Source organism: Butyrivibrio sp. INlla16 (assembly GCF_900104155.1).
Lineage (GTDB): Bacteria > Bacillota > Clostridia > Lachnospirales > Lachnospiraceae > Butyrivibrio.
The window spans coordinates 33,118-58,081 of sequence record NZ_FMYB01000012.1; the positions used below are offsets into that span (position 1 = coordinate 33,118).

20 protein-coding genes are annotated in these 24,964 nt (G+C 43.7%); 4 read left to right on the top strand and 16 right to left on the bottom strand.

Annotated elements, in window-relative coordinates; translation table 11 throughout:
• Positions 1 to 7: 7 nt before the first annotated feature.
• On the top strand, positions 8 to 355 hold the full coding sequence (locus BLR42_RS07655; protein WP_022760733.1) for a helix-turn-helix domain-containing protein: 348 nt from the start codon (positions 8 to 10) through the stop codon (positions 353 to 355).
• Positions 356 to 528: 173 nt separating this feature from the next.
• Here BLR42_RS07655 and BLR42_RS07660 read toward each other — a convergent pair whose 3' ends face one another.
• A complete protein-coding gene (locus BLR42_RS07660) occupies positions 529 to 2,355 on the bottom strand; it encodes a carboxylesterase/lipase family protein (RefSeq protein ID WP_091867985.1) in 1,827 nt (608 codons plus the stop codon).
• 471 nt (positions 2,356 to 2,826) lie between these two features.
• Between BLR42_RS07660 and BLR42_RS07665 the strand changes: the two genes are divergently transcribed.
• A complete protein-coding gene (locus tag BLR42_RS07665; RefSeq protein ID WP_091867987.1) occupies positions 2,827 to 3,471 on the top strand; it encodes a YkgJ family cysteine cluster protein in 645 nt (214 codons plus the stop codon).
• Positions 3,472 to 3,543: 72 nt separating this feature from the next.
• Here BLR42_RS07665 and BLR42_RS07670 read toward each other — a convergent pair whose 3' ends face one another.
• The 10 genes from BLR42_RS07670 to BLR42_RS07715 form a co-directional block, all read right to left on the bottom strand.
• Complete coding sequence (locus BLR42_RS07670; RefSeq protein ID WP_091867989.1) at positions 3,544 to 4,353, bottom strand: YlmH/Sll1252 family protein; 810 nt, start codon at positions 4,351 to 4,353, stop codon at positions 3,544 to 3,546.
• 99 nt (positions 4,354 to 4,452) lie between these two features.
• Positions 4,453 to 5,814 carry a sodium-dependent transporter gene (locus BLR42_RS07675; protein ID WP_330387318.1) on the bottom strand — a complete coding sequence of 454 codons (1,362 nt, stop codon included), beginning with the start codon at positions 5,812 to 5,814 and terminating at the stop codon, positions 4,453 to 4,455.
• A gap of 103 nt (positions 5,815 to 5,917) precedes the next feature.
• Positions 5,918 to 7,216, bottom strand: coding sequence for a TldD/PmbA family protein (locus tag BLR42_RS07680; RefSeq protein WP_091867991.1), 1,299 nt, complete (start codon positions 7,214 to 7,216; stop codon positions 5,918 to 5,920).
• The gene (locus tag BLR42_RS07685) at positions 7,216 to 8,598 is read right to left on the bottom strand and encodes a TldD/PmbA family protein (RefSeq protein WP_091867993.1); all 1,383 of its coding nucleotides are present in this window, start codon (positions 8,596 to 8,598) and stop codon (positions 7,216 to 7,218) included. Before BLR42_RS07685 ends, BLR42_RS07680 begins: the two co-directional genes overlap by 1 nt.
• Positions 8,599 to 8,841: 243 nt before the next feature.
• Entirely contained in the window at positions 8,842 to 11,136 is a 2,295-nt protein-coding gene (locus BLR42_RS07690) for a beta-galactosidase (protein ID WP_091867996.1), read from the bottom strand.
• A 31-nt stretch (positions 11,137 to 11,167) separates the two neighbouring features.
• A complete protein-coding gene (locus tag BLR42_RS07695; protein ID WP_091867998.1) occupies positions 11,168 to 12,175 on the bottom strand; it encodes a LacI family DNA-binding transcriptional regulator in 1,008 nt (335 codons plus the stop codon).
• Positions 12,176 to 12,254: 79 nt separating this feature from the next.
• The gene (locus BLR42_RS07700) at positions 12,255 to 13,115 is read right to left on the bottom strand and encodes a sugar ABC transporter permease (protein WP_091868000.1); all 861 of its coding nucleotides are present in this window, start codon (positions 13,113 to 13,115) and stop codon (positions 12,255 to 12,257) included.
• On the bottom strand, positions 13,115 to 14,512 hold the full coding sequence (locus tag BLR42_RS07705) for a carbohydrate ABC transporter permease (RefSeq protein ID WP_022760743.1): 1,398 nt from the start codon (positions 14,510 to 14,512) through the stop codon (positions 13,115 to 13,117). The genes BLR42_RS07700 and BLR42_RS07705 overlap by 1 nt, the downstream gene beginning before the upstream one ends.
• A gap of 115 nt (positions 14,513 to 14,627) precedes the next feature.
• A complete protein-coding gene (locus tag BLR42_RS07710; RefSeq protein ID WP_091868002.1) occupies positions 14,628 to 16,022 on the bottom strand; it encodes an extracellular solute-binding protein in 1,395 nt (464 codons plus the stop codon).
• Between the two features lie 410 nt (positions 16,023 to 16,432).
• The gene (locus tag BLR42_RS07715; protein ID WP_022760745.1) at positions 16,433 to 17,494 is read right to left on the bottom strand and encodes a type IV pilus twitching motility protein PilT; all 1,062 of its coding nucleotides are present in this window, start codon (positions 17,492 to 17,494) and stop codon (positions 16,433 to 16,435) included.
• Between the two features lie 256 nt (positions 17,495 to 17,750).
• Between BLR42_RS07715 and BLR42_RS07720 the strand changes: the two genes are divergently transcribed.
• Together BLR42_RS07720 and dprA are read left to right on the top strand one after the other, a co-directional pair.
• On the top strand, positions 17,751 to 19,340 hold the full coding sequence (locus BLR42_RS07720; RefSeq protein WP_091868004.1) for a YifB family Mg chelatase-like AAA ATPase: 1,590 nt from the start codon (positions 17,751 to 17,753) through the stop codon (positions 19,338 to 19,340).
• On the top strand, positions 19,337 to 20,485 hold the full coding sequence (gene dprA, locus BLR42_RS07725) for a DNA-processing protein DprA (RefSeq protein WP_091868006.1): 1,149 nt from the start codon (positions 19,337 to 19,339) through the stop codon (positions 20,483 to 20,485). The genes BLR42_RS07720 and dprA overlap by 4 nt, the downstream gene beginning before the upstream one ends.
• A 28-nt stretch (positions 20,486 to 20,513) precedes the next feature.
• Here the strand turns inward: dprA and BLR42_RS22305 are convergent, their stop codons facing one another.
• From BLR42_RS22305 to BLR42_RS07745, 5 genes are all read right to left on the bottom strand, one after another.
• Positions 20,514 to 20,672, bottom strand: a complete 159-nt coding sequence (locus BLR42_RS22305) for a hypothetical protein (protein WP_139165125.1) — start codon at positions 20,670 to 20,672, stop codon at positions 20,514 to 20,516.
• 110 nt (positions 20,673 to 20,782) lie between these two features.
• Positions 20,783 to 21,931 (bottom strand): lactaldehyde reductase, encoded by a 1,149-nt coding sequence (gene fucO / locus BLR42_RS07730; protein WP_091868008.1) that lies wholly within the window; start codon positions 21,929 to 21,931, stop codon positions 20,783 to 20,785.
• A gap of 96 nt (positions 21,932 to 22,027) precedes the next feature.
• Entirely contained in the window at positions 22,028 to 22,600 is a 573-nt protein-coding gene (locus tag BLR42_RS07735) for a TetR/AcrR family transcriptional regulator C-terminal domain-containing protein (protein ID WP_026497919.1), read from the bottom strand.
• 26 nt (positions 22,601 to 22,626) lie between these two features.
• Entirely contained in the window at positions 22,627 to 23,946 is a 1,320-nt protein-coding gene (locus tag BLR42_RS07740) for an MATE family efflux transporter (protein ID WP_242879259.1), read from the bottom strand.
• Positions 23,947 to 24,062: 116 nt separating this feature from the next.
• Complete coding sequence (locus BLR42_RS07745; RefSeq protein ID WP_091868012.1) at positions 24,063 to 24,893, bottom strand: metallophosphoesterase; 831 nt, start codon at positions 24,891 to 24,893, stop codon at positions 24,063 to 24,065.
• Positions 24,894 to 24,964 lie beyond the last annotated feature (71 nt).

Here is a 24,964-nt window from a genome sequence, read left to right on the forward strand (position 1 = left end):
AACTTGAATGAATATTACCGAAGAGATTGGAAACCGTGTTCGATTTTACAGAAAAGAGAAGAACCTTAGCCAGGAGGAGCTTGCATTGCAAAGCGATCTTCATCCTTCATATATCGGTCAGCTTGAGAGGGGTGTAAAAACTCCCTCCGTCAACACTATTTATAAAATCACAAAAACTCTTGATATTTCAATGTCTGATTTCATGAAGAATATAGAGACAATTGATACAGCAGAGGATTCCTACGCTATGAAATCCTATTTGCTTATCGAGCAGGAAACTGCTCACGATCAGAGAGCGATTTTTGAGATTGTTGAAAAAATATTGTCCATGAGACCAAAGAAACCAAATCAGTAACAAAATAAACTGCGTATGCAGCTGAAAAAGCTCCTGCCACTTATGAATATCGGCAGGAGCTTTTTTGTCCCCTCATCCGTCTGCTGCGCAGACACCTGTCTACGCTCCGCTTCGGTCCGCGCTAAGCCGACGTCCCCCGGACGTCGAGCGCCCCAAAGGTGGGAAGGCTTTAGTCATTCATTCTGATATTTATCAATGATCTTATTAAGCTCGTGATAAGGATTATCAATGAGTTTTATCTCATCATTAAATTCCAGGAGTTTATCTTCCTCTGAATTCCACTTTGGCCATTCGGGTATATTTATAGTTTCAGAAGAATCACTTCCCTTATTCGGATCTCCTGTCTTGGCAAAATTGGTCCAGTAGGTCTGCATAATTTCTGAAAGCTCGTAGTCACTTTCGTCATACATTCCCGGATGATAGAACAGGTTGCCGTAAGCGTAGGGCATCTCACCCGCATGATTATTACTAAGGTAGGGATTTGTCTTTGTGAAGAAATACTGGTATACATCCCTGCCCTGTGCTTCCATGTATCTGCTCCATACATTGTGACTGTAGGAAAACCATGCATCACTATATATGAAATTAAGGCTGCCCTTCGCATCCCCTTTGGGATCAATGATGAAATACTTATCTCTTTCTACGGCTCCGGGCGGAATAAGCTCTGCTGCCTCTCCTGCATAGTCTCCAAGTATATCCGTCAGAATCTCCTCGTAATTTTCAGAGGTTGCCTTTGTCGAAAGCAAAAATGCGTCCGCCTCTTTTAGATTCGATCCGTTTAAAAGCGCCTGCTCGTGGTTTTCGCCCTTTTCATAAGTAAGATAAGGCTGCTCTGCTATCGCATATCCGTCCACACACATATCACTGTTCTGAGTCTTTGTCGTAATAAGTTTTTCCGCATCTATTTTCCTGAGTTCTGCAACATTTTTCGCGCCGAATTCCTTCAAGATTTCATCTCCTGTTTCCAGAGCCTCGGACATATCTCTGAAGGTGTGGTAGGGCTTCTTAGCTGCTATTCCGCTGCTCTCAGCAATAGCTCTTACAAATAATCCTTTTGTAAGCGGTGATACGCACAGCGCCTGAACTGAAGAAGATCCAGCAGACTCACCTGCAATGGTTATGTTATCCGGGTCACCACCAAAGGCTCCGATGTTTTCATGGACCCACTCCAGTGCCTTTATCTGATCAAGGAGTCCGTAATCGCCTGTCGTATGGTTCACGGATTCCGCAGCCAACTCATCATTTGCCATGTAGCCCAATATCCCCAGGCGGTAAGCGAAGTTTACAAGGATAACATCTTTCTTTGCAAAGCTCTCTCCGCGGTATTCAGTGTAGTAGGACTGACCTGTTGTGAGCGAACCGCCATGAATAAAGAAAACTACCGGCAGCGGCTCACCGCTGTAATCCGCAGGTCTGAATACATTCAAGTACAGACAGTCCTCACTCATCGCATCCCTGTACTGATCTGTTAATGAAAATCTGTAATCGTTAGTTCCAAGTATCTGCGACAAGGATGAGTAGAGTTCAGAAGATCTCGGTTGCATCGCCATGGGACCGTAGGTGTCACAAATCCTCACCCCTGCCCAGCTATCCGGATCCTGAGGCTCCTTCCACCTTAGGTCTCCCACAGGAGGCTTTGCATAAGGGACTCCGGCAAAAATCTCGGCACTATGATCCTCATTGTAAACACCTGAAATATCTCCCTGAGCTACATGAATCACCGCTGTCTGCTCGGGATTTTTGTAGGTAACTGCAGGAATCCTTTTTACAGGCGGTGAAGTAAGTTTATAGTTTACTGCAAAAAGCATAAGAAGTATTACTACTGCTCCTATCGCAGTGCGAACATCCCACTTGTCACTCTTTTTCATGAACATTCTGATGCAGAACAATGCCGCTGCCAGTATTATTCCAACAGCCCAGCCAAGAAGGGTGTTCTTTGAGAGCTCAAGCAAAATTATATAAAGTATTGTGATTATTACTATTAGTATACTGTATGCCATATTTCAATTGCCTTTCGATAATAATTATATGAACCTGGCTAATTATTGCCATATCCCTATTATCCTGATTGTAAATTAGTTCTTTTTACTATTTTGTATTTAGATTGCGCACAATCTATTTCTATACCTTACATGAATTTCCCCTATTTGTCAATTTCATATACTTCTTTTCGCAATTATTCTCTTTATATCATTTTGTTACTCTTTTTAGCCTGTTTTCAAGAAATTCTTAAGGATATTCTTCGCAATTAAGACATTTTTATTGTTTTGTTACTCCTATTTCCCAAGAAAAAGAGTAACAAACTGTTGGATTTTATTGTTTTGCGAAATATTCATCCTTAAAAAGTCCATATCCAGAGTAAAAAGGGTAACAAATCATAGAAAACGAAGCATTCGCGAAAAGGACTTTTAAAATCATAGCTATAATCTTGTATAATAATATAAAAGACTAAAATCCACAGGTACTTAGTAATGAAAAGAAATGTTGATATAAAAGAAATCTCAGACGGAAAAATCTATGGCGCCGGTGATATGGCTAAACTTGATGTCGGTGACTGCAAAGGCTGCCACGCATGCTGCACCGGGATGGGCGATTCCATAACACTGGATCCTTATGATGCGTATAGATTGGAAAAAGGGCTTGGGAAGTCTTTTGAAGAACTGCTTGCAAAAAATCTTGAGCTTCGAGTGGCTGATGGCATCATACTCCCCTGCCTTAAAATGGGAGAAAATGATGCGTGCTCTTTCCTGAATGCAGAAGGACGATGCAGCATACATCCGCACCGTCCCGGAATATGCAGGCTTTTCCCACTTGGAAGAATATATGAAAATGAAACTCACAGGTATTTTCTTCAGGTGAATGAATGTAAAAAAGAGCGACAATCCAAGATTAAAATAAAAAAATGGATAGATACTCCGGAATTTTCAAAGTATGAAGCCTATATTGATAAGTGGCATTTCTTCATAAAAGGTATTGGCGACAGAGCTCCCGAAATGCCGGAAGAACAGTTAAAAGCCGTTAATATGGGACTTCTTAAAATTTTCTTCCTGACCGATTATGATACAGCTTCGGATTTCTATGAACAATTTGAGAAAAGACTATCTGCATTAACCTGATAAAAAGAGTAAAATTTCAAAAAAGCATCTGTCTTTAGCAAAAAGCTAAGAACAGATGCTTTAATTTTACATTTAAACGAACAACTTCACATTTACGTAGCATCGCCCTTTTCTGGTGGTGCCACTCTGCCCCAGGTAAATAAACTTTCCGTGGCCGCTGACCGAAACTCTTGAGCCCGCTTTTAAATCGTAGCCACCACTGTAGGCTGTTCGCCCGTCTATGAAAACCGACTCACTTTCTATCAGTTTCTGCGCCTCGGCTCTTGAGAGATGATATACAAAAGCTACGATAGCGTCTGTTCTCTCTGATGCCACGCTTCCGCTTATCTCCTCAAAGGCCGGTCTTATCTCACATTCGGAAGGATTGACCATCGTACATTTCACAGAGGTGTGTCTGATCCTGATCAGTTCCTTACAGATAAGCTCACCGATTTCAGGTGTTGAAAAGACGTAAGCCTCTTTTTCTCCCGTAAGAATATCTCCTATCTGATCCCTCTCGATTCCAAGATTCATCAGTGATCCGAGATAATCCCTATGAGTAAGGTCGTCCGAAAACCTGTTATTTACCGGTGTTATGTGAATGCATTTCAGAACAGAGGGCTCTGCCTTTTCTGCGGCCAGAAAGCTTTCTTCATCGAGATAGTCCGGAAGAAAACAAACCATCGCTCTCTCGGCATCCTCGAAGCCGCCGTATACCACATATTTTGATCCGCAGTATTCATGCACATTTGCGGGCACACCCTCCGAAGCAAATATTCGGTAGACACTAGCCAGCTCGGAGACCGATAAAAAATCGGTGTGGGTGAGAAAGCTGTTATGATATGCTTTTGTCGCGAGATCTTTAAGACGTCCTGCGAGGAAGTCTTTTGATTTTTCTTCCATACGGTTCCCCTCATCCGGCACTTCGTGCCACCTTCCCCCCGAGGGGAAGGCTTAATTACATATAAATATTCATCTTCCCAAGGGGGAAGGCATTATTGTTTACATCTGAATAATTCCAAATACGTTTAAGATGGCGCTGATGAGGATAACGAGTACAAAAACAGGGCAGAGGAACTTGATCATAAAGGAGAAGGTCTTCTTTCTCTTGAATGGATGTCCGTCCTGCTCTACTTCCTCCTCGATGCGCTCGATGCCTGCAAACTTTGTGATAAGGATGCAGGTTGCAAGTGCAGCTATCGGCATCATTACGGAATTGGTAATGAAGTCGAAGAAATCAAGGAACTGCATTTTTAATATTGTGACACCTGCAAGAGGGCCGTTACCAAGTGATGAAAGGCTTCCGAGAACAAGCATGATAAATGCCATAATTACGGTGCCCTTTTTACGGCTCCATTTAAACTCATCAGAGAAGGTTGAAACCGCACTCTCTGTAAGAGCAATTGCACTTGTTACAGCTGCAAAAAGAACGAGTGCAAAGAACAATATTCCGATGAGACGACCTACTCCCATGCTCGCAAAAATCTTGGGCATGGTGATAAACATAAGTGAAGGTCCCTTATTAAGGTGTTCCGGATCTCCGCCTGAAAAAGCAAAGACAGCGGGGATGATCATCAGGCTGGCAAGGATTGCGATAGCTGTGTCAAAAAACTCAACCTGTCTTGTGGACTCGTCGATGCTGACTTCCTTTTTAACATAGGATCCGAAAGTGATGAGGATACCCATAGCAATTGAAAGTGAGTAGAACATCTGGCCCATCGCGGTAACCACTGTCATAAGTGAAAACTGCGCAAAATTAGGAATGAACAGATATTTAACACCCTCTATTGCTCCCGGTCTTGTAACAGAATAAACGCAGATAATTACAGCAAGCACAACAAGAATGGGCATCATTATTTTTGATACTCTCTCTATTCCGTTACGAACTCCCATAAAAATTACGCCAAGTACCAGTATAGAAAAAATAATGAACCAGAATTCCGCAGATACTCCGTTGGAAATAAAATTCACAAAGAAATCATCACCTGCGATTTCTGCAGGGCTTTTCACAAAGTATTCAAACAGATACTTGCATACCCAGCCACCGATAACCGAATAATAGGGAACGATCAACATCGGGATTATTGCATTGATCCATCCACCGATATCCATCAGCTTGTTATGTCCCAAGGCTTTAAATGCACCAACGGGGCTCTTCTTCGTGGCTCTTCCTATGGCAGTCTCCGCCATGATCATGGTGTAACCAAAGGTCAGCGCAAGAATTACATATACAAGAAGAAAAATACCTCCACCGAATTTTGCGCAAAGATATGGGAACCTCCATATATTTCCGAGTCCTACTGATGCGCCCGCAGCGGACAAAACAAAACCAACTTTACCAGAAAATGAACTTCTTTTTTTCAAAATGACCTCCAAAATAACAAAAATCCCCTCATCCGGCACTTCGTGCCACCTTCCCCCCAAGGGGAAGGCATATTATTTATACATCCCCCAAGGGGAAGGCTTATTAATTTCCGGATATCGTCACGTTCTCGACGAGAATGCTCGGCATAACCATATTTCCGTCGCAGAGCTGCTCTTTCGAAATCGCACGAATATTTTTAAGCATGTCAAAGAGATTAGCACTTATCATGGTCTCAATGACAGCTCCTTTTATTTCACCGTTTTCTACATAGAAAGCGTTCTTGGCAACACCGGACATTTCTCCGTTTGCCCCCGGTGATCCGGCAGAAACAGAGCCCACAATAAGGCCTCTCTTAATGCTCTTCACCATATCTTCATAGGATGTTTCACCGGCATCAACCACAGTATTAAAGGATGAATTCGGCGCACGTTTTACGCCACACTTGTTTGCAGCATACAGACTTGCGGCAAAGCTTTTGAGAACACCTTTTTCAATAAGGTTATAGTCCTCTGACCTGAAACCATCAGATGTATGAACCTCTGTGACAAGAATTCTTTCATCCCACGGATTGAAGCGAACTGTTAGAAGCGGCGAAGCAACCTGCTCTCCGAGCTTATCAAGCCATACACTTGTCTTTGTAATAAGAGTATGGTCAACAACCGTATTGCCGATTATAGCACCAAGCATCTGAGATGCGCATCCGGGTGTGAGTATTACATCGCCTTCAAACTTATCGCTGATTTTCATAGGATCAAGTGAGTTCTCAGCATCCTGCAGATCTTTCTCTATGCTTCCGAGAGTGATAAGTTTGCTGTCCAGATTATCGAACACTGCATATGAAACAGCAACACCTGTGGTGTTCTCACCATCATTTCCTGCGAACTCGGTAGCAATCATATAGTAACCGAAATCCACATCATCTTTTGTTCCGTTCGTATTTATGAAAATAGATTTCCCTCTGATATACTTTGCAAACATCTCGATAAGCATAATGTTCTTATGCTCTCTGGCAATATCATCGGAAAGCTCCTTGGTTCTCTCCATCAGCTTCTCAATGTCCGGAGTAAGTGCGCCTTTTGTGAACGAAGCAGGTTCAAGTCCAGGAGCAATATCGAATGCTTTATCGGGGCTTCCCGCCTCAGCTGATGAGATTACTTCATCAATCGCTTTTTCAACGCTCTCCCTATCGCACTTGTTGATACTTGTAGATGCCTTCTTATGATCCTTGATTACCTTGATAGACACATTGTTATCAAACATGGTTCTGAAAAGTGTGAACTTTCCGTCTTTCATTGTGATCTCATTTGTCTCTGTCTCAAAGATAGTGAAATCTGCTTTAAGGTCACCTTTAGTCTTTATGTAATCGGCAATTATATCCGACACTTCATATAAGTTAGCCATTATCTACCTCCGATCGTTATCTTGCACTTAATTGCCGGTCCGCCGGTTGCAACAGGCATAGCCTGCTTTTTGCCGCAGGTTCCGCTCCACCATATTACTGAGTCGGATACCATATCAACGGTTTTCAGCATATCAAAAGCAACACCGGAAACAGTAGTATCAAGGATAGCTCTTCCAAGCTTTCCGTTTTTAATCTCATAGCCGCAGGTTATTCCGAACATGAACTCACCTGTAAGGTCAGCCTGTCCGTTACCGGTTCCCACGAGATAATAACCATCATCTACAGACGCGATCATGTCTTCAAGCTTATCTTTTCCGGGAAGAACAGTTGTATTTCTCATGCGGATAAGAGGCTCGTCAGAGAAAGTGTAACCCCTTGAATTACCGCAGGGCTCAACTCCATATTTAAGAGCGCTCTCACGATCATGCATATAGCCTGTAAGTATTCCGTCTTTAACAAGTACCGCATCCTTCGCAGGAACTCCTTCGTCGTCAAGATAAACCGGGAAGGGAGCGTCCACTCCAAAAGCTGTATGAGCATAGTCAACGATGCTGACAAGCTCTGATGCCACCTGTTTTCCGAAATTCGGTCCGGCTACCGAACCACCGTCAACAAGGTCAGCCTCAACAGTATGTCCCACAGCTTCATGCGCAATCATTCCTGCAACATCGGGATGAAGAATTACAGTTTTAACTCCGGCCTCGGCATAGACACCGTCAGCCTTTGCTTTAATATTCTTATATAAATCCTCAAGTCCTTCATATATGGGATTAAGATCTGCAAAATGCTCACCTGCATGGCCGCATCCAAAGAACATTCTGAAAAGTTCAACCGGTTTTCCTTCCCTTGAATTCATGCTGAACTCGACCATAATCCTGCATCTGGGATAAGCCACATGTCCATCAGACGCATCGGAAGTAACGATTATCTTCTCCATCGTATCTTCCGTATAAATTACACTTCTGCTAAGCAGATCCGTATAGGTCTTCTCGATGTATGCATCGATTTCCTTGCAGATGTCCACCAGTTTTTTCTGCTCATAATCAATTATCATTCTGGGTGATGTTATATGAGAACTGATAACTTCGGGATAAGCCTTCTTCTTTTCGGAATTAAACTTATCAAGATATTTTGCATTTTCAGTTGCAGCCTTAATGGTCTTTGCCGCAGCGTCCTTAGAATACTCCGCGGTAGATGCAAAGCCGTAAGCCCCGTTATAATACACTCTGGCGCAGATTCCACTCTCCTCTGAGCGCTCATTTGCCACAAGATTACCGTTTTGTATAACGATTTTTCTGTACCTGTTTTCCTGTCCTCTCAGAACAGTCTGAACCCCGGTCTCAAAGAGACTTTTTTGTCCCAATAAGATGTCTTCTAGCATATACTCTCCTCCGTTTTTTTGTTTTTCCCCCAATTTGTGCCGTGCTTTTTACAGATTAAAAAATGCTAAACACAGCATTACTATTTTACTATTATAAAAGTAATCTGCATAGGGAAAAATGAACAAGACTCAAAGACTAATAACACCTTCATAAAAAGTGCCATGCACAGTGGGTAAAATCCACCATGCATGGCTATTACAAGTAACAACAAATAATAAAATAATCCGGTCTTTGTTGTCATATCACCATAGTTTTATCTTGTACTGTGCAACGCTCTCTACTGCATCAATTCTGCAGGCACACTTCTTACCTTCTGCTTCTTCAGATAGCTGCGGCCATTCCTGAAGATAAATCTCCTGATCTTCGAAAAGCGGATGAATTACCACTTCGCCTTCAAAGCTCTCCTCCAGCTCAGTTTTTCCTTCAGAACCGATAAAGCGCTTTAAGCCTATCTCCCAGTCCTGACCGGTGTAAAAACTGTCAGCGATCAGCTCTCCCTCGTGAAAAATATCGATATCACTTTTTGCAAAGAGTTCTCCACGATCTCCGGCATATTTTATATGAAGATAAATTTCGTCAATCTCTTCGTCTATTCCGGTGACATTAAGCTGATATGCCTTTTCGTCCTCTTTTATCTCAGCCTTGACCGGATTAAGCAGCGAATCCACATATCTGTAATCCGCAAAGTCCATGATGTCCACCATGTAGGTATCTGACACATTCTCTGCATCGTCATGGATAAATCCCGAAGGTGTCTCATCGAGGTCCGGCCACACTCTGAAGGAAACAGTGTGCTCATTTCCATCAGACGGAATCTCAGCATAAATCTCATAGCCGTTCGGATTGCCGTTTTCAAGTACACCGCTTCTTCTCCGGTTGCTGCCGATAATCCTGTCGACAACATCGTACTCACAGATTACCAGGTGCTCAGCGCCCCTCTCATCGGTTATCTTAACTGCATGCTCAGCTTCATAGCTGCTCAGTGTCACGATTTTAATGCTTCCAAGATCACCCTCTATCTCAGCTGCAGCCGAGTCTCTTTCATCCGCATAGAAAACGTATGCATTTTCTCTTCCTCTCTCATCATGAAGAATGCAAAGAGGAATCATGTTGGCCTTCTTCAAAACTGCATCAAAGCCAATCGGCATGTTAAAGGGATAGAAGAAATAATCACCGTTTTTCACATCCCTCTCTTCAAACTCAGCTATCATATTTCCGTTTTCATCATGAGCCTTCAGGGTAATGGCGTCATGAGCTTCGAGCTCATATCTTCTCTGATAGTTATTCACAAATAAAAATCCGCTCATCAGCTCTTCGCCGTTTATATCCTTTTTCACAGCCCTTACAGCAGTTCGAATGGCAGATGAGTTATCCGGCTTATCCGTATTTCCCGGCTGCGGAATGTAGGGCATATCGCAAAGTACCTCCCCGAAATCCGCGGTAAACATGGAAAGTCTTCTGACCCTTCTGTAGGTCTCGGACATCTGCCCATACTCTTTAATAGGAGCATTAAAATCATAGGACAAAACCGGAAGATCGTTGGGATATCCTGTCTCCCTGCTCTCCTGAAGAGTAGTAAGTTTTCCCTCAGGATTCGTTCCGCCGTGGTACATATAATAGCCAAGAAGATTAGCACCACTGCCCATTTTCACCATGCTCATGGCCTCGGTATCGGTTCCGGTCGCTATGCATCTTCTGTGGTGAGTAACCTGAAGTCCGCCTCCGAGCTCAGCTGTAAGATAAGGGAATTTATCCATATCAAAAGTGATCCCGACACCAAGTCCGTGGTCGGACCCGATGTTGTGGTCGTTTCTTTCTTTGGTAAAAATATAGTTGCCGCTTGGTTCGATTTCAGTGGTTCTCTGATCCCAGGGTGCTTCACAGTAGCCGCCCATAACAGGAAGCATGCCCCCTGTAACAGCGCCGCCCCAACCGGTTGCCGTATAGATTGGGACATCAAATCCAATTTCCACAGCCATGTCGCGAAGGGTTCGCATGTGCTTTTCACCCTCCTCGCCGCCAAAACCACCACAGTGTCCGTACTCGTTTTCAATCTGCACTCCGATGATAGGACCGCCATCCTTCAGGAAAAATCCCTTTGCCTGCTCATAGATGTGCTCATAAAAATTTCTCGCATGCTCAAGATATTCAGGCGCATTGCTTCTAAGTTCGTATCCTTTTTCTTTAGCATCCTCAAGAAGCCAGTCCGGGAAACCACCATTTCTTGCTTCGCCGTGTGCCCAGGGTCCTATTCTAAGGATGCAGTTTAGTCCTACGTTTTTAACAGTGCCGAGGAACTTTCGAAGGTTCCTGTCACCGCTAAAGTCGAACTCACCGCGAATTTCCTCGTGATGAATCCATATTGTGTAGAGCGATACGATAGAGACACCGCCGCTCTTCATTTTGCAGAGTTCTTCCTCCCAATATCTGTTCCTGTATCTGGAAAAGTGCATTTCACCCATTACGGGATAGAAGCCCTTTCCGTCAAGGGTAAGTGACATGGTATTAAATGATAATTGTGAATCTTTTGATAGCATATTTTTCTCCTAGGGTAAGGTAAAGAGAGCACTACTTCGTGCTCTCTTTCATTATTACTTCGTAGGTCTTGAGTTTCTGGTTCTCGACCTTCTCGCCGTCGATTAGTCGCAGTAGCATTCTTGTTGCAACAGCGCCCAGGTTTCTGTCGTCAAAATTTAGTGACGTAACTGGAACCACAGAGTTTTCAAGCGTTGTACTGTTGTAGAAAGATGCGAGTCTAAGGTCCTCGGGTATTTTGATATTTGCTGTTCTGCAGATTCTTATCACATAAGCAGCAAGCATATCATCCATACAGATTACACCGTCGACCTCCTCGGCTGCCAGTCGCTTTACTATCTCAGTCATCTTCTGTTCGTTTCCCTGATCAAGGAAAACCAGCGACTCATCAAGCTTTTTCCCTGTCTGTGCAAAGGCTGCTGCAAACCCTTCATATCTCTTCTTCGTGATCACAAGATTTCTTGATCCTCCGAGGAGAGCAAGTTTAGTGTGCCCTTTTCCTATCATAATCGAGGTGAGTTCCTTGCATGCATCAAAGTGATCGTTATCAACCGTGATGATTCTCTCATCCGGTGATTCACCTATTGCAACGAAAGGAACGCCGCTTTTAAGCAGATATTCTGCAGGCTTGTCATAAATCAGAGTTCTTGTCAGAACAACACCGTCAACCTTGCGATTTTCAATAATTCTCTTAAGGCTGCTCATGTCATCTCCGCTGACCACAGACACGATAATATCATATCCGTGTCCGCTGGTCACTTCACTCATTCCGACAAGACACTTCTGAAAAAACGAAAGATCCACAAGAGAATAATCCCCCGGCCAGACTACAGCAATACTGAAGGTTCGGCTCTCAGCAAGGCTCTTTGCTACGACATTCGGTCTGAAATTATTTTGATCAATGTATTCAAGAATGCGGGTCCTTGTAGCTTCACCTATACGCCCCTTTCCCGAAATAGCCCTGGAAACGGTGGTTTTGGAAACTCCAAGGGCAGCCGCTACATCCTCAAGTGTAGTTTTTTTTGCATTATTCATTTTCATAATGTAGTTCTGCTCTCACTTCGTTCGCCAGAACGACCTTTCTCACTAGGCTCGAAAGGACCTCGCCAAGTGATAAAGGTCAACCTTTAACAGCACCGCCGGTTACACCTTCAACATAGTATTTCTGAAGGAACATAAACAGAAGTAATACAGGGATTGCAATAAGTACTCCGCCTGCGCAGAATCTTGTGAAATATCCCTGATAGTCGTTGGTCCAAACCCATCTTGTCATAGCTACCGCAACGTTATAGCTGGTGTCATGACCAAAAGCAACATAGGATGCAAATACGTAATCACACCAGGGTGCCATGAATGCAACCAGCGCGGTGTAGATAATGATTGGCTTTGACATAGGAATAATCATTGTAAAGAATATTCTTGCTCTTGTAGCACCGTCAATTCTTGCAGCCTCATCAAGAGCCTTCGGAATTGTGTCAAAGTAACCTTTACATACGTAGTAACCCATACCTGAGCTGGCAACAGAAACAAGGATAAGTCCGGGTACCGCACCTGCCTGAGTAAGTCCGAACTGCTTCAAAAGGAAGTACAGACAGATCATTGTGAGGAATCCCGGGAACATTCCCAGAATCAGCCAGAAGCGCATGAGCAGTGTTCTGCCCTTAAATCTCATTCTTGAAAGAGCATAGCTTACGCAGAGGATGATTATCGTCTGAAAAATAGTGACACAAACAGCTATGATAAGTGTGTTTGCATACCATTTTACGAAGTTAGTCTCCCCTGAGAACAGGAATCTGTAGTTATCCAGTGAAAAAGTATGAGGCACCAGATAATCAACCATTCCGCCGTACTCGTTCGAATAGGATCTGAAGCTCTGAAGCACCAGTCCCACAAAAGGGAACAGCCAGATAATACTTATTAAAATAAGAACGATATAACCTATAACGTTACTTACGGTTCTTTTTCTTTTATATGATTTCATCACTGGAAGCCCTCCTCATCTCTTACTGACGGAAGCATGTTGTAAACCACAAGGGAAACAACTGCTGTAACAATAAATACTACGATTCCGAGAACAGCTGCCATCTTATAGTTGGTATCCGTAACCGTCATCTTATAGAGCCAGGTTACCAGAAGGTCTGTATTACCTGCTCTCTCAGCAAGATTCATGGACTGCGGTTTTCCCTGAGTAAGAAGGTAGATGACGTTGAAGTTATTGAGGTTACCTGTGTACTGTGTAAGAAGGAAAGGTCCTGTTACAAACAGCATGTAGGGAAGTGTAATACTTCTGAACATCTGCCATCCGTTGGCACCGTCGATCTTCGCACTCTCGTACAGATCCTCCGGGATATTCATCAAAAGTCCCGTAGCGATAAGCATCATGTACGGAATACCTATCCAGATATTAACCACAATAATTGTAATTCTGGCGAGCATGGGATCTGTCCAGAACGGGATGTAGGATTGTATAAATCCCCACTTCTTCAGATAACCATTGATAAGGCCATCGTTTGCAAACATTTTCATGACATACAAAAGTGATACGAACTGAGGTACCGCTATTGTCATGACAAGAATTGTTCTCCAGAGCTTTTTAAATTTTATACCCTTTTTATTAATCAGAATTGCAACAGCAAGTCCAAGGAAGTAATCGATGAACGTTGCAAGGAAAGCCCATATAAGTGTCCAAAGGAGAACCTGTACGAATGTGGGACCAAGTCCGTTCTTTGAAAATGAAACAAGGTTTTTAAAGTTCTCCAGTCCCACCCAGGTGAAAAGATTGGTAGGTGACTGGTGATTTTTATCATAATTGGTGAAAGCTACCAAAATCATGAAAACAATAGGCAGCACAGTGAATACAAACACACCCGTTACCGGAAGTGCCAGAAGTGTTTTATCAAAATTCTTATCAAGTAAGGAACGAAGGGCATCGCCGTTGGTGGGAAGTTTTTTCCCTGACTTAAGTGCCAGCTCTTCCTTACGATTTTCCTTAATATTGATGTACCAGATTGTAATCAGAGCGATTATAGCGAAAACACAGAGTATTCCAAACAGCAGAATAAGAAAGCTGTTGTCGCCATAAACCGTCTTTCTCTTAACTTTTTTGGTGGCGATTGTACCAAGAGTTGTTATCTTGGACAGATACTGCCATCCGAAACCAAACATAAACCAGAAGAAAAGCACCTCACACAGAAGAAGCGCAATTCCTATAACAAATTGTCCTCTTAAAATAGGACCAAGTCCGAGAATTATAAATGAGAGCTTTGTCTTTATATCTCCCTGTGCAAATGTTACTCCGATCTCCTTAAAGCCATTCCCGATAGCCTCAAAGAACAAAGACGCTCCGCTCTTTTTCTTATTATTCGCGTCTCCTCCCATACCTTCGGCCTCCTTATCTATAGAACAAACTAGTCTTTCCAAATCCTAAGACAGGCTCGGAAACAATAGTGATTCCGAGCCTGAAGTTAGGATCTTATATCAGTTTTATGAAAAATTACTGAGCATAGCCTTCACATGTTGTCTGGAAGTCCTCAAGAGCCTTCATGAAGTCATCGTCAGAAGAATCCTTTGTGATCTCACCGGAGATAACTGAATCACCGAGTGATGTAGCAAGTGACCAATACTCGCCGGGATACTGTCCCTGAGGAATTGTGTACTGAAGCTGTTCTGCAAGAGCTGAAAGTGCTTCGTCTGCCTTAACCTCATCAGACTGCTGAGCATTGAGGTTTGAAGGGCCCCAACCTACTGCATTGTATCTTGCAAGCTGAACGTCTTCGCTTGAAAGAAATGCTGCAAGAGCATCACATACTGCAAGCTTGTTGTCATCCTGCTGAGGCTTAACACCAAGGAGCTTGAAGCCACCAAAACCGCTCATCTGATAGCTCTTGCCATCAGCGCCCTCAAATGTAGGAAGCTTAGCGCATGCATAGTTGTCGCCGAAAAGATCCTTAACTGTTCCTGCATCCCATGTACCATCGATGATAGCACCAACGTTTGTAGCCTCACCTGCTGCTGATCCATTCTGGAAGGACTTGGAAGAAGCAAGCTCTGCGATCTCCTTAAGTGCAACAACACCTGCATCGGAAGCGTATGTAGAATTACATTTTGTAAAGTTACCTTCATCATCTGTATCGTATGTAAGCTCAGCACCTGCACCAAAGAAGAATGCTGTCTGATACCATCCGGAGTTGATCTCGCAGTAGAAGTTCTTACCTGCTGCTTCACAATCAGCAACGATGCCTTCAAGTGTGGAAGGATCACTTACAACGCTCTTATCATAGTAAAGGAAATAACCATTGTCAGATGTAATAGGATATGCATAAAGTGTGCCACCTACTGTAGCTGCTGAAACAGCACCGGCATCGTTCTCAGCCTTTACTGCCTCTGCATTGCTCTCCTCAACCTCTTCAAGAGCACCTGCAGTAACAAGTCTTGCGATCTGATCCTGAGCAAATGCATAAACATCGGCACCTGCCTCAACGTCTGTGATCATGTTACCTGCTGCATCACCTTCACCTACAGGCTCAACTGTAAATGTGTAGCCTGAGAATTCAGGATGCTCGCTCTGGAAAGTTGCGATCTGCTCATTTGTGAAATCAACTACGTTATCAGCAACCCATACCTTGATCTCGCCTGTGCCGTAGTCTGTGTCGTCTGCTGCTTCCTCGACTGCATCCGCAACATCCTCTGTAACGTCCTCTGCAACGTCCTCTGCTGCATCTGCAACATCTCCTGCAGCTTCCTCAACCGCATCTGCTGTTTCCGTGGCTGCATCTGCAACACTCTGTGCTGTGTCTGCTGCTGAATCCGCACCGCTGCCGCCGCATCCTGCAAGCATTGTAGCAGCAACTGCTGTAGACAACATAACTGATACCAATTTCTTTTTCATTTCTTCTCCTCCATTTACCGAAACTATGGTTTTGGTTTCTATTGCGCAACAATATGCGCAATCGGTTGTTCTGAAAGTAATTGTAGTCCTGTATATTGTTGTGGTCAATGGGGATTTTTTAACAAACGTAAAACGTTTTCCTTATACAATTTGCACAATCGATTATTAAGTCGTGGTTTTAGGGTGCGCGCTTTGCGCAACCGCTAAACCAATGGTAAACACAGGCTTTATGTCATCTTCAAGTTTACATATAAAGTTTGTGCAGAAGTGCCATTTTACCCCTAAAATCCTGGCTTTTCGTTCCCTCTATTTTGCAAAAGCCGCATAAAATAAGGGCGAAAACGCTTTCTAAAAGTGTTTTCGCCCCTATTTTCCCTAAACAAATTATCTTTATATCAAATATTTTGATCTTATCTCAAAATCTTATTCTGCATAACTTCGGGATCCTGAGCGTACTGAATCGCCTTGTCTCTTGAAATCTTTCCGGCTCTGCACAGATCAATGATGGCTTCATCCATAGTGACCATGCCAAGCTTTCTGTTTGTCTGCATAATAGTGATGAGCTGGTGTGTTTTTCCTTCTCGAATCATGTTTCTTACCGCAGAATTGACGTGCATGACTTCGAAAGCTGCTACCCTTGCCTCCTCATCAATTGTCGGTATAAGCTGCTGCGAGATAACAGCTTCAAGAACGTTCGCCAGCTGAATTCTGATCTGTTGCTGCTGATGCGGAGGGAATACATCAATTATTCTGTCCACTGTGCTTGCGGCACCGATCGTGTGAAGCGTTGATAAAACAAGATGGCCTGTCTCCGCTGCGGTAATCGCAGTGCTTATGGTCTCAAGATCACGCATCTCTCCTACAAGGATAACATCGGGGTCCTCACGCAGGGCTGCGCGCAGCGCATTCGCATAATTGTCACTGTCCAGTCCAACCTCGCGCTGGTTTACAATGGATTTATCATGGTGATACAGGAACTCTATGGGATCCTCCAGAGTGATGATATGCGCTTCCCTGTTGCTGTTTATCATATCGATTATGGAGGCAAGCGTTGTGGATTTTCCTGATCCCGTGGGACCTGTTACAAGCACAAGGCCTCGCTGTCTCTGATACAGATTAATGACAGATGAGGGGATACCCAAAGTTTCCGCATCGGGAATTGTCGTCTCAACAAGGCGGATTGCCATGGCAATTGAGCCTCTTTGTTTAAAAACGTTCAGCCTGAAACGCCCCAGCCCCATAATTGAAAAGGACATATCGTGCTGTCCGTTTGCTTCCAGCAGTTCCTTTTGCTTTACGCTCATGATGGTATCGGCTATTTCCCTGGTATCGTCCGGCAGCATTTTGTTATAGCCCTCGAGCGCGATGAGCTTGCCGTTCACACGCATCTTGGGAGGAATACCAACCGTAATATGCACATCAGATGCACCATGTTCCTTTGCTGTTTTCAGAATATCATCAATCCTTGACATGACATTTCCTCCTATCTTTATCTTGTAGATACAGGGGACAAAAGTCAACGAACATAGAATGAAATAAAGCTAAAATTTAGATGAATTTTTGTTACTTTAGAATTTTCCTCTTGCAAAAAGGTCTCGTTTGTATATAATTGTTTTTGCGCGTAAACGCGCTTATTTTTTCCACACGGAGTTTCTCCGTATTTTCCTGTATTTGATTTCGAAGAAATCCTTTGATGCGCTATTTTTGCGCCCGAAAGGAGTATTTTTAATGTTCAGTACAGTAATTTCAGGTGCGGTAAAAGGGATTATGCCGTATCTGATGCAGGTAGAGGTTGACACCTCTGACGGCATTCCCATGTTCAATATGGTGGGCTTCATGAGCAGCGATGTCAGGGAGGCTGCAGAGAGAGTCAAAGTCGCCTTGAAAAATGCTGGCTATCCGCTTCCTCCCATGAGGATTACGGTCAACCTCTCTCCCGCTGATATCAGAAAGTCCGGAATCGCCGTGGATTTGCCGGTGGCAGTGGGTATCCTTTCAGCAGTCGGCGAGATTCAGGCAGATGCGCTCGAAGATACAATTGTCATCGGCGAGCTCGGACTAGACGGCGAGGTAAAGGCGGTCAGCGGAATTCTTCCGATGGTGACTCACGCCTATTCCTGCGGTTTTAAAACATGTATCCTGCCTGCGGACAATGCCCGTGAGGGAGCGGTTGTTCAGGGAATGAAGGTAATTGGTGTAAGCTCCCTTTCCGAAGTTGTGGCATATCTCAAAACCGATAAAGAGGAACGAAATTCACTGATCATGCCCACATTAGTCGATGTCGATGCGCTTTTCAAAAATGAAGAATGCCGTGATGACTATCTAAAGGGCATGGATTTTGCAGAGATTAACGGTCAGTCTGCAGTCAAGCGAGCTGTGGAAATTGCGACTGCAGGATATCACCATATTCTTCTGATAGGCCCTCCGGGTTCGGGAAAAAGCATGGTGGCAAAGAGAATTCCTTCCATCATGCCTCCTCTTTCGAGGGACGAAGCGCTGGAAGTATCATCAATTTACAGTGTCGCGGGAATGCTGAAAAAGGGCGAAACTCTTATAACCCGGCGCCCCTTCATGAGTCCGCATCACTCGATAACCGAGTCTGCCCTTGCCGGAGGTGGATTATATCCTCATCCCGGCGTTATTTCTCTCTCCCACAGAGGTGTAATGTTTCTTGATGAAATGGCAGAATTTAAACGCAACACCTTGAATCTTTTAAGACAGCCTCTCGAGGACCGTGAGGTTCATATAGCGCGAAGCGGTGGCAATTTTTCCTATCCTGCGGATCTTCTTCTGGTTGGCGCGATGAATCCCTGCCCCTGTGGTTATTACCCGGATCTCAACAAATGCAAATGCTCGGAGTCAGAGATACGTAAGTATCTGGGCAGAATATCGGGTCCTATACTGGATCGAATCGATATCAGCATAGAAGCCGCCAAAGTGGATGTCAGCGAGCTAAGTCATGGAACCGCTTGCAACGAAACAAGTGCAGAGATAAGAAAACGTGTGATGAGAACTGTTGAAATTCAAAGAAAGAGATTTGTATGCGAAGGTATACGTTTCAATTCTGAGATGAGCCCCAAACAGATTCAAAAATACTGCAAACTCGGAATAAAGGAACAGCGCCTCATGGAGCAGATTTTCAACACTATGGATCTCTCCGCCCGCGCATATCACAAGGTCCTGCGAGTAGCCCGCACAATTGCGGATCTTGAATGCTCTGAAAATATCGAGGCCCGGCATCTGACCGAAGCGGCGTGTTACAGAATGATGGATTCAAAATATTTCAGCAAAAGAGTTTCAGAAAGGAGCGTGTCATGATAACCGAAAATGCTTACGCATATATGCTCCATAATGTTCCGGGGCTTGGAAATAAGACTCTTATGAAACTCCTTCAGGAATTTGGAAGTTGTAAGAATATCTTTGAAGCCGATGAAAGTCTGCTAAAGAAAATCATGACTGTGAAGCAGTCCAAGGCCTTCGCCTTGAAAAGGAAGCAGTGGGATCTCGAGGCTGAATATGAGCATCTATACAATACCGGAATCGACTTTTATCACTATGGATCAGCAGGCTATCCAATACGGCTTCTTGATATCCCGGATCCGCCCTTTGCCCTATACTGCGCCGGCAAACTTCCTGATGAGAGGAGGCCTTCCGTGTCGATTATAGGTGCGAGAAACAGTTCCGAATACGGAAAATTTGCCGCCAAACTTTTCGGCGAAAAGCTAGCGTCCATGGGAGTTCAGATAATAAGCGGCATGGCTCGTGGCATCGACGGCATATCTCAGCAGGCCGCAGTTTATGCAGGAGGAGACTCCTATGGGGTTCTGGGCTGCGGCGTCGATATCTGTTATCCCGAGGAAAACCGGAGTCTCTATGATGAGCTGATATCCTCCGGAGGGGTGATATCGGAATATCTTCCGGGAACGCAGCCAAAGCCGCAGTTTTTCCCGCCAAGAAACAGGATAATAAGCGGCTTGTCCGACGCTGTCCTTGTGATAGAGGCAAGAGAAAAAAGTGGCACACTTATCACTGTTGATATGGCCCTTGAACAGGGCCGTGAGGTATTCGCACTCCCCGGAAGGATCTGCGACAGCCTGAGCTACGGATGTAATTCACTGATCAGACAAGGTGCAAATATCGCGTCAAGTCCGGAAGATATCGTGGATTATCTGAAAAGAAATCTTGGGAAGAATGTTTGCAAAAAGTCTGCTGCACTTGGCGGTAATTCTTCATCCGATAAAAATGATTTCATAAATGACTCATCCACATTTGGGCTCAATAAAACACAGGAATGCATTTTTAATTCACTGGATTTTTATCCCCAGACCACATCCGTTATTTTTGAAAAACTGTTGTCAAGTGGAATTGAAATATCGGTCGCTCAAGTCATGAACTGCCTGGTGGAATTATGCATTATGGGTATCGTATCCCAGACCGGGACCGGGTTTTATAGGCGGGGTTAATCTCTGCCTACCTCCTCCCCGTTCATATTCAAAGGTCGTCCCTCAAAATTACATTCGTGCAGTCATAGGTAAGCTCTATACCATTTTCATTCAGTGCCTCACCAATTCCGGATTGTCCATTCTCAAGCTTTATTCTTGATCCCAGATCGAAGGGCTTATATATACTGATCTCAAGTCCTGCAAACATATCCTTTATTACATCATTTGCCGCAAGACCTACAACTGCAGGGTAATGCTCTCAATATATAAACCAATCATCATATTCTTCTGCCTTCCAAATTCAAAGTACATTTGATATTATGCCATAAGCATACGGAACATTTCGATTACCTGCTCCTTGGTTGCCTCACGAGGATTGCCGGGATAGCAAGCATCGTTAAGAGCATCTGTTGCAAGTGTATCGAGGTCCTCTTCCTTGATCTTATCAAGAGTCTTCGGAATACCAACATCCTCAGAGAGCTTCTTAACAGCGGCAATTGCAGCATCTCTGTACTCTTCCTGGCTCATGTTATCTACGCCCTCAACACCCATTGCTCTTGCAACCTCGCGAAGTCTCTCGCCGGTGTGCTCGCGGTTGAACTCCATGGAGATAGGAAGGAACATAGCGCAGGCAACACCATGAGGAGTATCATAGTGAGCTGAAAGTGTATGAGCCATAGCGTGGTCAATTCCAAGGCCTACGTTGGAGAAGCCCATTCCTGCGATGTACTGACCAAGTGCCATTCCCTCACGGCCTTCCTTGGTATTTTCAACAGCGCCGCGAAGATTCTTGGAGATAAGTCTGATAGCCTCGAGATGGAACATGTCTGTCATCTCCCAGGCTGCTCTTGTTGTATAACCTTCGATTGCATGTGTAAGCGCATCCATACCTGTTGCTGCTGTAAGTCCCTTAGGCATCGAGCTCATCATCTCGGGATCAACGATAGCAACGATGGGCATATCGTGTGTATCAACACATACGAACTTTCTCTCTTTTTCAACATCCGTGATAACGTAGTTGATAGTTACCTCTGCAGCGGTTCCTGCTGTTGTGGGAATTGCAATGATCGGAACACAAGGGTTCTTTGTGGGTGCAACACCTTCAAGTGAACGAACATCAGCAAACTCAGGGTTTGTGATGATTATACCGATGGCCTTGGAGGTATCCATTGAAGATCCGCCACCAACAGCAACAATGCAGTCAGCACCTGACTTTTTGAAGGCTTCAACGCCGTTCTTTACGTTCTCAATTGTGGGATTGGGTTTGATATCGGAATATATCTCGTAAGGAATCTTAGCTCCGTCGAGAAGATCTGTAACCTTTGATGTTACCCCGAACTTGATAAGATCGGGATCAGAAGCCACGAATGCTTTTTTGAATCCGTTGTTGTTAATCTCGTTAACTGCTTCTGCGATGGCACCTGCTCCATGATAGGATGTGCCGTTTAATGAAATTCTGTTTGCCATTATAAATGCCTCCCATAAAAAATTATTATTTTGCCTGCGTTACACAGACATTACCTACCACTTAAAACCTTAGCATTTATGGGATACAAATATAAGTTACACTTTTGATATTTTGTTCCATGATATTCCAAGCTCGGAAAAGAGTTTTGCAATCGGAGCCGGCATGGCGTCTATCATCAGATCAGCAAGTTCTGACTCTGATTCCTTCATGCCTTTAAGCACCCACTGAACTGTCATATAAATTGAGGCCTGACAGTACATTTCCAGAAGCTTTCGTGTTTTCTTATCCGGAAGCTTCCCTGTCTTTTCCCTTATGAGTCTGCAGTAAAACTCATAAATCATGATAAAGTCATGTTCCTTGAGGTTGTTTTGCTCATCAAAGCGAAAGGCTGCAGAAAAGAATACTCTCTCAGCCTTTATGTACTTGAATTTCTTTATAAGTCCCTCTTTCAGATTTTCCTTACTGCCCATTTCTTTAAAGGACTGCTCAAGGAGTCTGTCGAAGTACCAGTTTATGAGGTCGTACTTATCTATAAAATTGCGGTAGAACGTCTGCCTTGAAACACCACAGATATCCACAATTTGTTTTACCGTAATATTCTCAACAGAGGTTGTTTTCATGCACTCCTTAATTGCCTCTGCAAGCCTGTATTTACTGTCGTTGTTCATGATAATTTGCGTTCCTTATATTTTTCTTATTTCCTATCAGCAATCTTTCTAAACTCTTTGTTCCTCACAATAAAATACACACTTAAAGTTACTGTCCCTGTTATAACCCAGGAAATCGGATATACGCGGAAAAGTGCCTCAAAAGTATGATGACTCGGAATATAGGTAAATACATAAATCAGCCTGAAGACGCAGGTTCCAAAAATAGATATAACCGCAGGCGCCAGAGAATGGTTCATTCCTCTTAGTGCGCCACCACTGATTTCATAAGATCCTATAAGGAAATGCAGTACGAACGCTGTCATTATTCTTTTCATGGCAAACTCTGTTACCGCCTGATCGGTTGTAAATAGCTGAATCGCCTGATATCTGAAGGTCACCAGCAAAAATACTACCGTAGCAGACACCCCGATTCCACACAGCATGCAAATCCTGAATACTTTTTTGCAGCGATCGAAATTGCAGGCGCCGTAGTTCTGACTGGTGAAAGTTACTGCAGACTGTGCAAAAGCACTCATTGCACAATACGAAATGAAATCAAAATTGGTTGCGGCAGTTGAACCTGCAATCGCATCTGCTCCAAAGCTGTTTACAGCAGACTGAATCACAACATTGGAAAGAGAAAAAACTGCGCCTTGAAGCCCCGCCGGAAGGCCTATCTTCATCATACGGATGAGGTACTTCTTTTTAATGGAAAGCTTTTTAAACTCCAATCTGAACGGTTCTTCCTCCGTCACCAGAAAGCTCAGAACAAGCCCCGCACTGAACATATTTGAAAGCACCGTCGCCAAAGCAACTCCGATTACATGCAGATGGAACACCACAACAAAAAGAAGATTCAAAAGAATGTTTATTACTCCTGCAATCATCATGGCATACAGAGGGCGCTTCGAATCTCCCTTACTCCTAAGGATCGCCGAGCCATAGTTGTATATCATTACTGCAGGCATTCCAAGGAAATAAATGCGAAGATAAACGATTGCAAGAGACATAACATTCTGCGGCGCACCCATAAGTATCAGAATCGGTTTTGATATAAAAAAGCCAATAAAAACGAGTGCAATACCCGCGATGAGAGAAACCGCAATTACCGTGTGCACAGTCTCCTTTATCTGGTCATTTCTTCCTCTTCCGATTTCCATGGCGATAAGAGCATTTGCACCAACGGACAAGCCGATAAAAAAGCTGATAAGAAGTCCGATTACCGATGAGTTGCTTCCTACCGCTGCCATCGCCTCCGAAGAAGCGAATCTTCCGACCACAGCAAGGTCAGCAGCATTAAAAAGCTGCTGTAATATACTGGAAATAGCAAGCGGAAGTGCAAAGATAACAATTTTATCCAGCAAACTCCCGCTTAGCATGTCATATTGTTTTTTAGTTTTATCAGATAATCTATTATTCATATATATTATTATCGCAGAATCTTATTCGGTCTGCAAAAGCAAAATCCGAACTGCGATATTTAATCAATCTCGATAATCACCACTTCCGGATGATTGAAAAACCTTGGAAGCGGTATTCTCTCCCTTGAAAGGCCTCTGCTTACAATCATTTTGGTTTTATCAGATAAAGTATGAAGCCCATCGACATATTTAGGGAAAAGGCCCTGATCCGGCGCTTCTACTCCGTACTTTGTAAAGGGAATTCTCCACTGTCCGCCGTGAGCATGTCCTGCTACAACAAGGTCAAAATTATAATCCTTATACACATCTACCTTTTCAGGTCTGTGTGACAAAAGAATCTTGTAATTATCCGATGTGGTCATGGCGCTTTCAAGCTGCTTTCTCCACTCATCCATGGACATATAGGTGGGATCATCAACTCCGCAGATGTCTATTGTATTCCCACGAACTTCAAGTTCAGTGTTGCCACCTTCAAGCACTGTCACTCCGACAGTTTTAAGATATTCCTTCATCTCCTGTACTCTGCCGCTCCAAAACTCGTGGTTCCCGGCAACATAATAGCAGGGATATTCGGTAGCAAGTTTTTCAATAATCATTTTCGAATTGGAATCATCAAATCTATCATCGAAAATATCTCCTGATAAAAGTACTGCATCCACCTCTTCCTTATCAATCATATTTTTAAGTTTTTCCTGGTCTTTTCCGTAATAACAAGAATGGAGGTCCGTGATAAGTGCAAAACGCACGTGACCGGTAATTTTGCCGCCACTTTCAAGCTTAAAATTCTCTGTTACAGGGATTTCAAACCATGCGGTAAGCGCAAGGATAATAAATAAAAGAATGATTATTATCCATAAAAGCTTTTTGTTACTTCGTGTTTCTTTTTTCATCTAACTATATTTTCCTTGTCTTATATATTTCTCTTTTGTCTTCCCCCATCAAAATATGCTTCATTGCATAA